Source organism: Roseateles sp. GW821-FHT09H11 (assembly GCF_059415845.1).
Genome location: NZ_JBWKOA010000003.1, coordinates 631,262 through 644,415, shown reverse-complemented (window position 1 = coordinate 644,415; position 13,154 = coordinate 631,262). Strand labels below are relative to the sequence as shown.

At 71.3% G+C, this 13,154-nt stretch carries 10 protein-coding genes; 4 read left to right on the top strand and 6 right to left on the bottom strand.

Annotation, left to right across the window (positions count from 1 at the left end):
• The first annotated feature begins 14 nt into the window (after positions 1-14).
• A complete protein-coding gene (locus tag AC07PR_RS13650) occupies positions 15-1,145 on the top strand; it encodes a glycosyltransferase family 4 protein (protein ID WP_495135599.1) in 1,131 nt (376 codons plus the stop codon).
• A 14-nt stretch (positions 1,146-1,159) separates the two neighbouring features.
• Here AC07PR_RS13650 and AC07PR_RS13645 read toward each other — a convergent pair whose 3' ends face one another.
• Positions 1,160-2,476, bottom strand: a complete 1,317-nt coding sequence (locus AC07PR_RS13645; RefSeq protein WP_495135598.1) for a nucleotidyltransferase family protein — start codon at positions 2,474-2,476, stop codon at positions 1,160-1,162.
• Between the two features lie 40 nt (positions 2,477-2,516).
• Between AC07PR_RS13645 and AC07PR_RS13640 the strand changes: the two genes are divergently transcribed.
• A complete protein-coding gene (locus AC07PR_RS13640; RefSeq protein WP_495135597.1) occupies positions 2,517-3,539 on the top strand; it encodes a hypothetical protein in 1,023 nt (340 codons plus the stop codon).
• Here AC07PR_RS13640 and AC07PR_RS13635 read toward each other — a convergent pair.
• The 5 genes from AC07PR_RS13635 to AC07PR_RS13615 form a co-directional block, all read right to left on the bottom strand.
• A complete protein-coding gene (locus AC07PR_RS13635; RefSeq protein WP_495135596.1) occupies positions 3,465-5,174 on the bottom strand; it encodes a B12-binding domain-containing radical SAM protein in 1,710 nt (569 codons plus the stop codon). The two genes, AC07PR_RS13640 and AC07PR_RS13635, sit on opposite strands and share 75 nt — an antisense overlap.
• Positions 5,175-5,878: 704 nt before the next feature.
• On the bottom strand, positions 5,879-6,376 hold the full coding sequence (locus AC07PR_RS13630; protein ID WP_495135595.1) for a hypothetical protein: 498 nt from the start codon (positions 6,374-6,376) through the stop codon (positions 5,879-5,881).
• 223 nt (positions 6,377-6,599) lie between these two features.
• Positions 6,600-7,718, bottom strand: a complete 1,119-nt coding sequence (locus AC07PR_RS13625; protein WP_377152732.1) for a PA0069 family radical SAM protein — start codon at positions 7,716-7,718, stop codon at positions 6,600-6,602.
• 78 nt (positions 7,719-7,796) lie between these two features.
• Positions 7,797-9,008, bottom strand: coding sequence for an arabinose transporter (locus tag AC07PR_RS13620; RefSeq protein ID WP_495135594.1), 1,212 nt, complete (start codon positions 9,006-9,008; stop codon positions 7,797-7,799).
• Positions 9,005-10,330: an amidohydrolase family protein gene (locus AC07PR_RS13615; RefSeq protein WP_495135593.1), complete on the bottom strand. Its 1,326-nt coding sequence runs from the start codon at positions 10,328-10,330 to the stop codon at positions 9,005-9,007. Before AC07PR_RS13615 ends, AC07PR_RS13620 begins: the two co-directional genes overlap by 4 nt.
• Before the next feature lie 148 nt (positions 10,331-10,478).
• On the opposite strand from AC07PR_RS13615, the gene AC07PR_RS13610 reads away from it, so the two are divergent.
• Together AC07PR_RS13610 and AC07PR_RS13605 are read left to right on the top strand one after the other, a co-directional pair.
• Positions 10,479-11,408 (top strand): LysR family transcriptional regulator, encoded by a 930-nt coding sequence (locus tag AC07PR_RS13610; RefSeq protein WP_495135592.1) that lies wholly within the window; start codon positions 10,479-10,481, stop codon positions 11,406-11,408.
• A gap of 19 nt (positions 11,409-11,427) precedes the next feature.
• On the top strand, positions 11,428-13,113 hold the full coding sequence (locus AC07PR_RS13605) for an O-linked N-acetylglucosamine transferase, SPINDLY family protein (protein ID WP_495135591.1): 1,686 nt from the start codon (positions 11,428-11,430) through the stop codon (positions 13,111-13,113).
• Positions 13,114-13,154: the final 41 nt, after the last annotated feature.

Here is a 13,154-nt window from a genome sequence, read left to right as displayed (position 1 = left end):
CCGGGGAGCGCGGCATGACGAAGCTGGCGATGGTCGTGCCGGGCGGCGTGCATCCCTCCGGGACGCACGACGTGATCCCGGCGGTGCTGGCGCTGGTGGAGCGGCTCGCGGCGCGGCGCGAGCTGCATGTCTTCGCGCTGTACCAGCAACGCGACGCCGCGCGATGGCCGTTGCGCGGCGCGCAGGTGCACGCAGTCGGGGGTTCGGCCAGAACGGCCCACTGGCGCGCGCTGGCGGCGATCCTGGCCGAGCATCGGCGCGCGCCGTTCGCACTCGTGCAATCGCTGTGGGCGGGGCCCTGCGGCCTGAGCGCGGTGATGGCAGCGCGGCTGCTGTCCCTGCCCAGCGCCGTGCACGTCGCCGGCGGGGAAGTGGTCGCCCTGCGCGACATCGGCTACGGCGGCCTGCTGACCCGCCGCGGCCGCCTGCGCGAGCGCTGGCTGCTGCGCCGGGCGAACGCGGTCACCGCGGCCAGCACGCCGATGCTGGCGCTGATCGGGGAACAGGGCGTGCCAGCGCGCCGGCTGCCGCTGGGCGTCGACCTCGCCACCTGGCCGCCCCGCGCCCCGCGTCCGCGCGCTGCCGGAGAGCCGCTGCGGCTGCTGCATCTGGCGAGCCTGAACCGGGTCAAGGACCAGACCACGCTGCTGAACGCCGTGGCACGCGCGGCCGCCGCCGGCCTGCCGCTGCGCCTGGACATGGTCGGCATCGACACGCTCGACGGCGCGGTCCAGGCGCGGGCCCGCGCGCTGGGCCTGGACGAGCGCCTGGTGCGCTTCCACGGTTTCCAGCCGCAGCGGGACTGCCGGCCCTGGGTGGAACAGGCCGACGTGCTGCTGATGGCGTCCCGCCACGAGGCGGGGCCGCTGGTGGCGCTGGAAGCGGCCGTCGCCGGCGTGCCGTGCGCCGGCACCGCCGTCGGGCACATCGCCGAATGGGGCGCACAGGACGCCGCCCTCGCGGTGCCCGTCGGCGACCCCGCGGCGCTGGCCGGGGCGATCCTGCGGCTCGGCGGCGACGAGCCGCTGCGGTTGGCCCTCGCGCGCCGCGCGCAGGCATTGGCTTGCGCGGAAGACGCCGATCACACCGCCGCCGCCTTCGAGGCCTTGCATGCGGAGTTGCTGGCGCGGCGGGGGCGCCCATGAACCGAGGCCGCGCATCATGGTTCGCGGTAGGCCAGCGCCTGCCGCACCGAGAACCGTGCCGCCGGGCTGGGTGGGGTATCGATCAGCCAGCTCGCCATGCGCCCGACACGGGACCGCTGACTCCAGGCGTCGTCGCGCAACCAGGACTGAGAGTCACGCACGCTGCGCATCCGATCGAGGGCCACGCGCCCCGGCCACGCGCGGTCGCGCATCAGTCGCAACGCGTCCACCGGATGACGCGACCAGACCAGGCCCGGCAGCGCCGGAATGAACAGGCGCGCAAGCGACAGATCGGTCACCGCAGTCCGTTGCGCGTGCCGCCGCAACCACGGCGGACAGCCGCGCTCGAAGGCATGCAGGCGGTGCTCGCTGATCGCGCCCACCGGGAACTGGCGCTGCGCCAGACGCAGCGGCGGCAGCGCCCACCAGGCCGGATCTCCCTGTTCGCCGTCGCCGTCGCCTTCGCCTTCGCCTTCGCCCTCGCCTTCGCCACCGGCCAGCGCCTGCCAGTCCCGCTCCGTGAGCCGTTCGGCCATCAGCGCCAGGTCGTGCAGCTGCACCAGCCGCAGCGTGTGGGTCCGCATGTTGCCGGCCGTGTGCAGGACCAGATGCCGCATCAGCGCCACGAGGTCCGGGTAGGGGCGCAGGCCGGGCGCCGCCGACGGCGTCAGGATCCGTGCCGTGATGTCGACGGCGCGCACCGGCAGCGGCTCGGCCACGCGGCTGTGCAGTTCGATCTTGATCACCTGATCGGCGTGCTCGCCGAAATGGACGGCCGAGCCCGGAACGTACGACGCGGGCAGCAGCGTCAGGTGGCGGCCGGAGTCGACCTCCGGGCGGTAGCCCAGGCGCGCCAGCATCCGCAGCGCGGGCAGCCGATCCTCGGGACGCACGAGCAGGTCGATGTCGGCCATCGGCCGCAGTCCCGGCGCGTATGCCCGCAGACCGAGCAACGCCGAGCCCTTGAGCCCGATCACCGGCAGGCCGTCGCGCAGGGCCTCGGCATCGATGCGCCGCAGCGTGTCGCGGATGCGCTCCTCGCGCAGCCGCAGGTGCTGGCGCTGACCGGTCAGGAAGGCCTGCCACACCGGCGGACCGCGCCAGCGCAGCCGCTCGTCGAGCAGGCCCGCGATGCCGTGGATCACCGCCGCCGCCATGGCCACGCGCCAGCCGATCGGACTCCAGTCCGGCGCCTGCGCCGATGGCTGCGCCAGTTCGCGCGCCAGCCGCTCGGTGGCCTCGCGCAGCAGCAGGGCCAGTTCGGGCGCCGGGGGCAGCGCCGGAGCGCCTCCGCCGTGGCGCTCGCGTCCGTCGCCGTCAATGTCCTTCATGTCTTCCCACTCCTTTGAGCTCTTGCCTTCGATGACTGCCATGCGAATGACACCTCTCGGCGATCCCGTCGACCCGTTCGACGAACAACAACGCCCGCTCCTGCGCCGCCGCGCGGACCTGCTGGGCGCCACCTTTGAATTCCTCGCCGACGACGAGCCGCTGCTCGCGCCGGTCGACGCGGCCTACGCCGGCGTGCCGCCGCAGCGCCTGGGCGAAGGCCCGGCGCTGCAGGTCCGGCTGCGTCGCGGCGAGACGGCCGGCTGGCCGCCCGGCCTGTACCGTCCGCCCGCCGCGCGCCACCTGAGCGGCGCCGGCGTCTTCGGCGTCGCGCTCGACGCCGTCAACATGACGCTGGTGATGCCCGAGCTCGGCCGCGCGCTGGTGACGCTGTCGCCCGAGCTGCTGGACCGGCCCCTCGACGCCCGCATGGAACTGGTCGAGTGCGCCGTCTACCAGCTCGCTGCCCGGGCGCAGGGCCTGCACGCGCTGCATGCCGGCGCCGTCGCGCTGGACGGCCGCGGCGCCCTGCTGATCGGTCACAGCGGCGCGGGCAAGTCCACGCTGACGCTGCACGCGATGCTGCAGGGCCTGGCGGGCGTGACCGAGGACGGCGCCTTCCTCGACCCGGTCTCGCTGCGCGTCACCGGCGTGCCGAACTTCGTGCATCTGCGCACCGACAGCCTCGACCGCGTCGACGATGCGGCGACGCGGGCGCGACTGGCGGCGTCGCCGGTGATCCGACGCCGCAGCGGCGCCGAGAAGTTCGAGCTCGACCTGCGCGGCGGCTGGCTGCCGCTGGCCGCCACGCCGCCGGTGCTCGGCCTGCTGGTGTTCCTGTCGCCGACGCCCGCCCCGGGTGCCGATCCCTGGCGGCCGCTGGCGCCGGCCGAGGTCGCGGCGCGGCTGGCCACGACGCAGCCCTATGCGGCCTGGCGTCCCGGCTGGCAAGAGACCGTCGAGCGCTGTGCGCATCTGCCGGCCTTCGAGCTAGCTCGCGGCCGCCACCCGCGCGAGACCGCCGCGGACCTGCGGCGGCTCCTGGGCGGTGCCGGCGGCGGCTGACGGCACGGCCGTGCGGTAGCGGTCCTCGCGGCCCAGCAACACCTGCCACTCGCGCCGCAGCCGGTCGCGGGCGGCGCGCCCCCGGTCCGCCGTCCAGTCCGCCGGCCAGTGCGCCTGATCGAGACTCACCTGCCGATGCAGCAGGTGGCGCATCGCGCGATAGAACTCGCTGGTGTAGCGGCCCTTGAACATCATGGCCAGGTCGGCGCTGTCGTCCCAATGGGTCTTGGCGCCGAGCTGCGCCTTGACCTGCTCGTGAAAGGGCGTGCCCGGCAGCGGATACGACACGCTGACGCCGATGTCGTCGGGCCGCGCGTCCTCGATCAGCGCGCGCGTGGCGCGCAGGTCCTCGATCTCCTCGCCGAGGTAGCCGAGCTGGATGAAGAAGCCGACGCGAATGCCTCGCGCGCCGAGGCGGCGCCGCGCGACGTGCAGCTCCTCGACCGTCGTGCCCTTGTGCATCGCGTCCAGCACGCGCTGGCTGCCGCTTTCCGCGCCGATCCAGGCCTCCTGGCAGCCGGCGTCCCGCAGCGCATCGGCCATCGCCTCGGTGATCAGGTCGGCGCGCGTCTGGATCGTGAACGGCAGACCGCCGCCGCCCTCCGCCAGCGTCGCGGCGAAACGGCGCACCCAGTCAGCGCGGAAACCGAAGATGTCGTCGGCGAACCAGACGTGATCGGGGGCCAGGTGTTGCCGCAGCCAGAGCATCTCGGCGGCGACCGCCTCCGGCGCGCGTGGCTGGTAGCGGTTGCCCCAGATCGGCTTGGCGCACCAGGCGCAGCGGAACGAGCAGCCCTTGGAGCCGGCCATGTTCAGGCTGAAACGGCCGTGCGCGCGGCGCCACACGGCGCGATAGTGGTCGATGTCGACCAGGTCCCAGGCGATGTCGCCGACCGGCGTGAGCGAGGGTGTCCGCGCATCGGCGACGTCGCCGCCCAACCAGACGACGGGGCGGTCGATGGTGGGCGTCGCTGCGGGTGTCATGACGGGCGGGGGCGGCGCGGAGAAGGACGAGGCGGAAGCCGCCGGCGCGGGCTCGGAGGCAGGCTCGGCGTTGTGCTCGGAGTTGTGCTGGGAGGGCGGCGCAGAGGGGGACGGAGAGTAGGACTCGTCCTGGCGCCGGACCGTCCGTCCGTCGATGCGGGCGGCGATGCCGGACAAGCCCGCGCACAGCGCGGCGACGGACTCGCGCGGATGACGGTCCAGCCGCGCGAGCAGCAGGCGCAAGGCCTCGAGGCCCTCGCCGAGCAACACGACGTCGGCGCCGGCGTCGAGGTAGGGATCGGGATCGTCGCTCGGATCGGAGCCGGCGATGAGGACCCGGGCGCCCTGGCGGCGCGCGGCGGCCGTCATCTCGCAGGCCGCGGCCCGCATCCGGCCCAGGCACATCTTGCTCAGGTAGTTGTAGTTGTCCTCGTAGAGCACGACCACCTGCGGCGCGTGGGTCCGCAGCCGGGCCTCGAAGTCGGCGGTGCCGTCGGCCAGCATCGCGTCGAACAGCGCCACCTCATGGCCGGCGTTGCGCACCTGCGCGGCGACCTGCAGCGTCGCCAGTGGCGGATAGGGCTTGGCGCGCTCGAATTGCTTGGGATCGAAGCGGAGGAAGTAGGAATGGCCGATCAGGATGGACAGCATCGCGCTCCCGCGAAAGAGAACCCACGAAACCTTCGCTGGGAGCGACGGCGTTGCCACCGGCGCGACCCCTGACAGGGACCGCCGGCTGATTCATGGGTGCTCGGGAAGCGGGTCGAAGGTTGCGAGGCGCGATGCAAATCAGGGTTTGCACCTAGCGGGACGACGCACACATCCCCGCCGTCGATGCGGCCGAGGAGCGTCGTGGAGCAGCGGCCCCCTCTCCCAGGGGGCCAGGCCCTCTCACTCGGTGCAGAGCCTCAGCGGCGTGAAGGAGGTCCGACTACCGCGAGGACCGGGAACGGTTCATCGCAACGCCGGAGCAGTTGTCGGACCTGACTCAGTTGGTCATGCATGACCGCAGGCCTCACGTCCTCCTCCAAGTCGTAGTCCGCCATTTGGCGTCGATCACGTTGCACCTCCAACTGGGTGCCATTGGTCCGCGAACGGTGCCCTAAGACTTCGCCACATTTCCTTGAAGGGTTCTTCAGTCGATTGATCAACTCCTGATGCGATCCGCCGCCAGGTCCTACGTTGTCACCGAGTGCCGGGAGCGATTGCTCCCACCCCCGGCAGCGATGGAAGGCCGCGTAATACGCGCGGCTGATGGCATCACGCGTCGCCACCTCCGATCCATCACGGCTCAAAGTCTGCGCGAAGACAAACAACTCACTGCTCCCGATGGCCATCTGCGCCTCCGAATCGGCTCAAGCCGCAGGTTCGTCGATGAAAGAGAAGATGAAGCCCGACTGGAGCATGTCGATGTAAGAAAGCTCGCCCCAGAACGCCATCGTCCACGCCTGAGCTTCGTCGTGCGAGACCTGGATCGGCATCTCATACTGGATGCTGACGACCTTGTCGTGGTCGAAGCGCGTCAACACGGCAGACCCGCCACGACGGAGTCCATGCCTTGCCATGAAATGCGCGGCCAGATGTAACAGGTGCCGCAGGTGCGTCACCGAGACGTGCCTCCGCTTCAATTGATCGAACGCGTCGTCAAGCGTTTCCCAACTGGAGCGTCGGCACCGTGCGTCGGTCGCACTCCGCGGATGCGGAGAACCAAAGATCAGCGACGGTCCCTTCAGAAGCTCGATCACGGCATCACCCTCGGACAACTCCGGTGGGGTGGGGATCGGACGCACCATGATCGTGACCAGACCGTCCGGCGAGCTGAACGGATTCACGTAGTTGATCTGCACTGTCATCGCACTTCCTGCATTGCGAGTCCTCGACTCAATGGCAACCAGTCTCTGCGTGATGCACCCGGAAAACATTCCCTCCGAAGAGCGTTTCAACGGGGGGTATTGATCTCGGTAGGTCACTCCCCCTGCGCATACTGAGGAAGGTCATTGCGTCGTCGACGAGCCAATCTCGCCGACGAATCGGGGACAGGTCTTGCCTGCCCCGCGACGTGGCCAGGCGATGTCTTCAGAACAACGACTGCTGTCCCACCACCTTGGCGGGCGGACGGAACTCGCTGAAGTCGAACTGGTGCCGCTCGCGACCCAGGCCCAGGCGCTTCGAGGCCTTGCGCAGTCGCTGCTGGAGCAGCTCGGCCCAGATCCCCTCGCCGGTGAAGCGCGTGCCGAAACGCGGATCGTTGTCCTTGCCGCCGCGCATGTCGTGCAGCCGCGCCATGATGCGCGCCGCCTTGTCGGGCTGATGCAGCCGCAGCCAGTCGTGGAACAGCGGCGCCACCTCCCACGGCAGCCGCAGCGGGATGCTGAAGGCCTTTGTCGCCCCCGCTTCCGCGGCGGCTTCGAGGATGCGCTCCAGCTCCGGCTCGTTGAGGAAAGGGATCACCGGGGACACGCTGACGCCGACCGGCACGCCCGCCTCCGCCAGTGTCCTGATCGTCTGCAGCCGCCGCTGCGGCGAGGCCGCGCGCGGCTCCAGGATCCGCGACAGCGCCGGGTCCAGCGAGGTCACCGACAGATAGACCGACACCTGCCGCCGCAGCGCCATCGGCACGATCAGGTCCAGGTCGCGCTCGATGCCGCTGGACTTCGTCACCACCGAGAACGGATGCCGCGCCTCCGTCAGCACCTCCACGACGGCGCGCGTGATGCCCAGCTTGCGTTCGATCGGCTGGTAGGCATCGGTCGCCGTGCCCAGCACCAGCGGCGCGGGCCTGTACGCGGACGAAGCCAGCGTCTCTCGCAGCCGCTCCGCGGCGTTGACCTTCGCGATGATCTTGGTCTCGAAGTCCAGGCCCGGCGACAGGTTCAGGTAGCTGTGCGTCGGCCGCGCGAAGCAGTAGATGCAGCCGTGCTCGCAGCCCCGGTACGGATTGATCGACAGGTCGAAGCCGATGTCCGGCGACTGGTTGCCGCTGACGATCTTCTTCGCGTGCTCCTCGATGATCTGCGTCCTGGGCGCGATGTGTTCCTCGAGCGCCTCCTGGTCCAGCGTGCCCCAGCCGTCGTCGTACTGCTCGCGCTCGCGCGATTCGAAGCGGTGCGGCATCGCCCAGGCGCTGCCCCGGCCCTTCAGCGCGTCGGCCTGGATGTACAGCGGCGGGGGAGCGATCCTGGTGTCTTGCGGCATACTGTCAATTTATACAGTATCGCCGACAAATGCCAGTGCCCATCGGCATCCGTCGGCACCCATCGGCATCCGTCGGGCTCATGCCTTCTGACCGTCGGTGACGACCAGCACCGCACCGAGCAGCGCGGCCACCGCCCCCAGCGCATACACCGCCGCGTATCCGAAACGGCCGGCCACCAGCCCCGCCGCCGGGCCGGCCAGGCCATAGGCGATGTCGAGGAAAGCAGCGAACGCGCCGATCGCGCTGCCGCGGCTGGCGGGCGGCACGCGCTTGAGCGCCTCGACGCCCAGCGCCGGGTAGATCAGCGCGCAGCCCAGGCCGGACACGAAGGCGCCGGCCAGCGCGACGGCCTGTTGCGGCGCGCCCCAGACGAGGCCCTGCCCGATCGCCTCGACAACCAGCGACCACAACGCCACGCGCCGGCCGCCGATCCTGTCGGGCAGATGCCCGAGCAGCAGCCGCACGGCGATGAAGCCAACGCCGAAGCAAGTCATCACGATGCCGGCCTGCGACCATCCGCGCGCCGCGAAGTAGAGCGACGCGAAGGCGGTCAGGCCGGCGAGACCGACGCCCTGCAGCGTCAGGCCGAGTCCCTGCCGCCAGATCTGGCCCACGACGCGCCGGAACGGCAGCCGCGGGCCACCGGCCATGCGCCAGGCCGGCGTCGCCAGCGCGATGACCCAGGCGACCAGCGGCGCCGCAATGCAGGCGGCCATCACGGGGACCAGGCCGTGGGCGCCGTCATGGCCGCCGCCGTGGCCGCGATACAGCCACATCCCCATCGGCGCGCCGATGGAGAGCGCGCCGAACATCGCGATGCCGGTCCACGACATCGACATTCCCGCGCGCTGCGGCCCCACCGACGCGATGGACCAGGACACGCAGCCGGTGACGAACTGGCTTTCTCCGAAGCCGGCCACCAGCCGCCCGGCGACGACGATCGCCAGCGCCGTCGCGGACGACCAGCCGGGCAGTGCCGCGACCAGGTAGAGCAGGCCCGCCACCGCGCAGCCGAGCGCACCCTGCAGCGCGGAGCGCCGCCCGCCCTGCCCGTCGACGAGGCGACCCGCATAGCCCCGCGTGACGACCGTGGCGAGAAACTGCAGACCGATGACCAGCCCGACGGTCAGCGTGCCGAAGCCCAACTGCTCATGGATGAACAGCGGCAGCACCGGCAGCGGCAGGCCGACGGCCAGGTAGCCGCAGAACAGCGCCGCGATGACGCCGGGCGCGGGACGGTTCAAGGTCGGCGTGGCGGCCTGGGCGGCGGTGAAGGTCGGCGCGTTCATGCCGCACTCTTGAACAGATCGACGCGATGCCCGCTGGCGCTGAGCAGGAAGTCGCGCGACGCGGCCGCGTCGGCGGCGAGCTTCGCCAGATCGACATCGACCAGCCGCCCGCCGCGCTTGCGCAGGCGCCCGCCGACCGCGACGGTATCGACGTCGGCGCGTTCCACCGCCTGCACGATCGTGGCGATCGCGTTCGTCACCGGGAACACGGCCGCGCCCTGCGTGCGGACCATGATGAGGTCGGCCGCCTTGCCCGGCGTCAGCATGCCGACACGATCCTCGAGGCCCGCCGCCCGCGCGCCGTTGACGGTGGCGGCGCGCAGCACCGCCTCGACGCCGATCGGCGCGGGCACGTCCGCCTCGCCGCGGAAACGGCGATAGCGCATCGCCGCGCGCTGCTGGTGGAACAGCGCATGCATCTCGCCGAACAGGTCGCTGCCGAAGGCGGTGTCGAGGTCGATGCCCAGCGCCGGCGCCAGGCCGTGGTCGACGGCCACCTGGTAGGCGAAGGTCTCGTCGTCGAAGCCGAACAGCGCGTCCGAGCGCGGATTCACGGTGATGTTGACGCCGGCGTCGGCGAACAGCCGCCACGTCGCCGCCGGGACGCGCGTGCAATGGTTGAAGAGGTTGTGCGGACCCAGCACGCCGGGCTTCGCGAACTCGGGGCCGAGCTGCGCGAGGTCGCCGATGAACTCGGTCAGGATGCGCATGTCCAGGCCGCGCGCGACCTCCCACCAGTCCAGCTTCAACTGGCCGAAGAGGCCGACCTTCACGCGGCTGCCGCTCGCGTTCCAGCGCGTGGCGAGGCGCGCCAGATCGCCCGGCAGATGCGCCGACGACGCCCCCTTGTCCATCGCGGGGCCGACCATGTGCAGCGCGCGGATCCCCGAGGCATCCAGCGCGTCGAGCGCGGCATCGGTGTGCTCGGGACTGCGCGCGCTGTGGCAGGCGTCGACGATCGTCGTGATGCCGGCGTCCAGCGAGGCGGCCGCCGTCAGCATCGTGCTGGTGAACATGTCCTGCGGGCGGACGTGCGCGCCGAGCCGCTCGGCGACCACGTCGATGTAGGCGAAGAGGTCGTCGACGTCGGGCATCAGCCGGCGCATCACGCCCAGCCAGGCGTGGTGGTGGGCGTCGACCAGGCCGGGCATCACGATGCAACCGGCGGCGTCGATGACCTCGGCGTCGCCGGCCGGCAGGGCCGCGCCGACGGCGGCGATGCGGCCGTCGCGCACCAGCACGTCGCCGACGGCCAGGTTGGGCAGCGCGGGATCCATCGTGATGACGGTGCCGGCCTTGAAGAGGATGTCGCGATCGGTCATGGGGAACTCCGTTGGGGGAATCGCTGGGGATTCGTTGAGGACTCGGGGGGGAGTCGACTCGGGATTGAGGCAACGGACCGAATGATGCGAAGCGGGCGATCTTTGATAAAGGTAGAGTCGCTCAAATGATCTTTGCGGAAATTCAAAGATGAGCATCGACGGACGTCTGCTGGCCGGCATGAGCGTGCTGGCCGCGGTGGTGGAGTCGGGCAGCTTCAGCAAGGCCGGCGAGGTGCTGGGGATGTCGGCCTCGGGCGTGAGCCGGGCGGTGTCGCGGCTGGAGGAGCGGCTGGGCGTGCGGCTGCTCGACCGCACGACGCGCTCGCTGCACCTCACCGGCGAAGGCGCGCGACTGTACGAGCACGCGGTGCCGCACCTGGAAGGCATCGAGGAGGCGGCCAACGTGGTCTCCGGCGCGGCGGTCAGCGTGCGCGGCGCGCTGCGGGTGAGCCTGAATCCACTGTTCGCGCGCTACGTGCTGGCGCCCGCCCTGCCCCGGCTGCAGGCGCTCTACCCGGACCTGACGCTGACGATGGTGCAGTTCCCGGGCAGCGGCGACCTGGTCGCGGAGGGCGTCGACGTGGCCGTGCGCTTCGGGCCGCAGCCGGCGTCGACGATGACCTCGCGCAAGCTGCTGGAGAACCGCGTGCTGACGGTGGCGGCGCCGTCCTACCTCGACCGGCGCGGACGCCCGCGCAAGCCCGCCGAGCTGGCGAAGCACGACTGCCTCCAGTACATCGATCCGCAGCGCGGCCGGCCGTTCGAATGGATCTTCGTCCGCGGCAAGGGCCGCGCGAAGGAACAGCTGACGGTGGCCACCTCGGGCTCGCTGACGATGACCGACGCCGACGCGATGGTGCAGGCCTGCGTGGCGGGCGCCGGCGTGGCGCAGGTGCTGGCGCTCAGCGTCGAGCACCTGATCGCGGACGGCACGCTGGTGGAGCTGTTCCCGGACTGGCCGGGCGAGACCTTCCCGCTCCACATCGTGCGGCCGTCGCGGCGGCTGCCGCCGGCCTCGGTGGAGGCGTTCATGGCGTTCTGCATCGAGCTCTGCGCGCCGTCGGGCACGGTGGCCTGAGCTTCCATAATCGTCCCCCATGGATGCCCTCAAAGACCTGCTGCGCAACGCGCTCCACGAGATGGGCCGCGGCCGCTACGCCGAGGCCGTCGCGCTGCTCGAGCCGCACGCGCAGGTCGCGTCCAGCGAGCTCCAGCGCTACCTCGGCGAATCGCTGCGGCGCAGCGGGCGCGTGCAGGACGCGATCGGCCCGCTGATGCAGGCGCTCGCGCTGAAGATCGACGACGTCGACGCCTACCTGCAGCTGGCCTTCGCGCTGCAGTCGCTGCAGATGAAGGCGGAGGCGGCCGAGTGCTTCCGCACCGTCGCCGCGCTGCGACCCGACAGCGTCATGGCGCAGGCCTACCAGGCCCATGGCGACCAGCAATGCGCGCGCTGGTTGGACTTCGACGAGAACCTGCGCGCGCTGCACGCGGTCATCCGTGCGAAGCCCGACGACGCCGACGATGAATTCGGCGTGCCCTTCGCGCTGGCCACGCTGCCGCACGCGGCGGCGGATCTGCTGAAGGTCGCGCGGCTGAGCACGCGATTCCTGAGCCGCGGCATCGCGGCCTTGCCGCCGGTGACAGCCATCGCGAAACCGAAGCTGCGCATCGGGTATCTGTCTTCCGACTTCCATGCCCACGCGACCGCCGCGTTGATGGTCGAGGTCCTGGAGTGCCGCGATCGCGAGCGCTTCGAGGTGCTGCTGTTCTCGCACGGGCCCGACGACGGATCGCCGCTGCAGCAGCGCCTCCGCGCCGCCTGCGAGCGCTTCATCGATGTCGGCGATCTCGATCCCGCCGGCATCGCCGCGCGCATGCGCGCCGAGGGTGTCGACATCGCCGTCGACCTGAAGGGCCACACCGCCGGCAGCCGCTTCATCGCGCTGGCCGCGCGACCGGCGCCGGTGCAGGTCGCGTGGCTCGGCTTCCCGGGCACCTGCGGCGCGGACTTCATCGACTACGTCATCGGCGACGCGATCGTGACGCCGCTCGGCGATGCGCCGTTCTACGCTGAACGCATCGCGCAGTTGCCGCGCTGCTACCAGCCCGGCGACGCGACGCGACGCATCGTGCCGACGCCGCGCGCTGAACTCGATCTGCCGGACGATGCGCTCGTGCTGCTCTCGGCGAACGTGGTGCTGAAGATCACGCCCACCGTCTTCGACGCATGGATGACGATCCTGCATCGCCTGCCGCAGGCGCTGCTGTGGCAGCTCAGCGGCGGCGAGCAGGCCGATGCGCAGCTGCGCGCCGAGGCCGCGTCGCGCGGCATCGCGCCGGAGCGGATCGTGTTCATGCCGCCGGTGGGCATGGCCGAGCACTGGAACCGGCTCGCCGCGGCGGATGTGGCCCTCGACACCTGGCCCTGCAACGGGCACACGACGACCAGCGATGCGCTCGCGGCCGGCGTGCCGGTGGTGACGCTGCGCGGTGATGGGTTCGCGTCACGCGTGGCGGAGAGCCTCCTCGTTCAGGCCGGATTGTTCGGGCTGGTCTGCGATACGCCCGAGGCGTATGTCGACAAGGTCTGCGCACTCGCCAGCCGAGCGGTTCAGGCAGATCAGGCGGATCAAGCCGCCCGGGCGACCCCGGCGATCCCTGCATGGATCGATTCAACGGCCTTCGCGCGCGACCTGGAGGCGCTCTACGAGCGCATGTGGACCCGTGCCGAGGCGGGCCTGCCGCCGGAAGCCCTGCAGGCCGGACGATCAGGCAATTGATCCGGATCGGACGGCATGGCCGTCCGCGGCCCGGTGGCAGA

Excerpts from the sequence above, each read along its gene's own strand:
- AC07PR_RS13630 (WP_495135595.1), bottom strand. The coding sequence starts at position 6,376 with ATGACAGTGCAGATCAACTACGTGAATCCGTTCAGCTCGCCGGACGGT.
- AC07PR_RS13640 (WP_495135597.1), top strand. The coding sequence starts at position 2,517 with ATGCGAATGACACCTCTCGGCGATCCCGTCGACCCGTTCGACGAACAA.
- AC07PR_RS13650 (WP_495135599.1), top strand. The coding sequence starts at position 15 with ATGACGAAGCTGGCGATGGTCGTGCCGGGCGGCGTGCATCCCTCCGGG.
- AC07PR_RS13620 (WP_495135594.1), bottom strand. The coding sequence starts at position 9,008 with ATGAACGCGCCGACCTTCACCGCCGCCCAGGCCGCCACGCCGACCTTG.
- AC07PR_RS13615 (WP_495135593.1), bottom strand. The coding sequence starts at position 10,330 with ATGACCGATCGCGACATCCTCTTCAAGGCCGGCACCGTCATCACGATG.
- AC07PR_RS13625 (WP_377152732.1), bottom strand. The coding sequence starts at position 7,718 with ATGCCGCAAGACACCAGGATCGCTCCCCCGCCGCTGTACATCCAGGCC.
- AC07PR_RS13635 (WP_495135596.1), bottom strand. The coding sequence starts at position 5,174 with ATGCTGTCCATCCTGATCGGCCATTCCTACTTCCTCCGCTTCGATCCC.
- AC07PR_RS13605 (WP_495135591.1), top strand. The coding sequence starts at position 11,428 with ATGGATGCCCTCAAAGACCTGCTGCGCAACGCGCTCCACGAGATGGGC.
- AC07PR_RS13645 (WP_495135598.1), bottom strand. The coding sequence starts at position 2,476 with ATGAAGGACATTGACGGCGACGGACGCGAGCGCCACGGCGGAGGCGCT.
- AC07PR_RS13610 (WP_495135592.1), top strand. The coding sequence starts at position 10,479 with ATGAGCATCGACGGACGTCTGCTGGCCGGCATGAGCGTGCTGGCCGCG.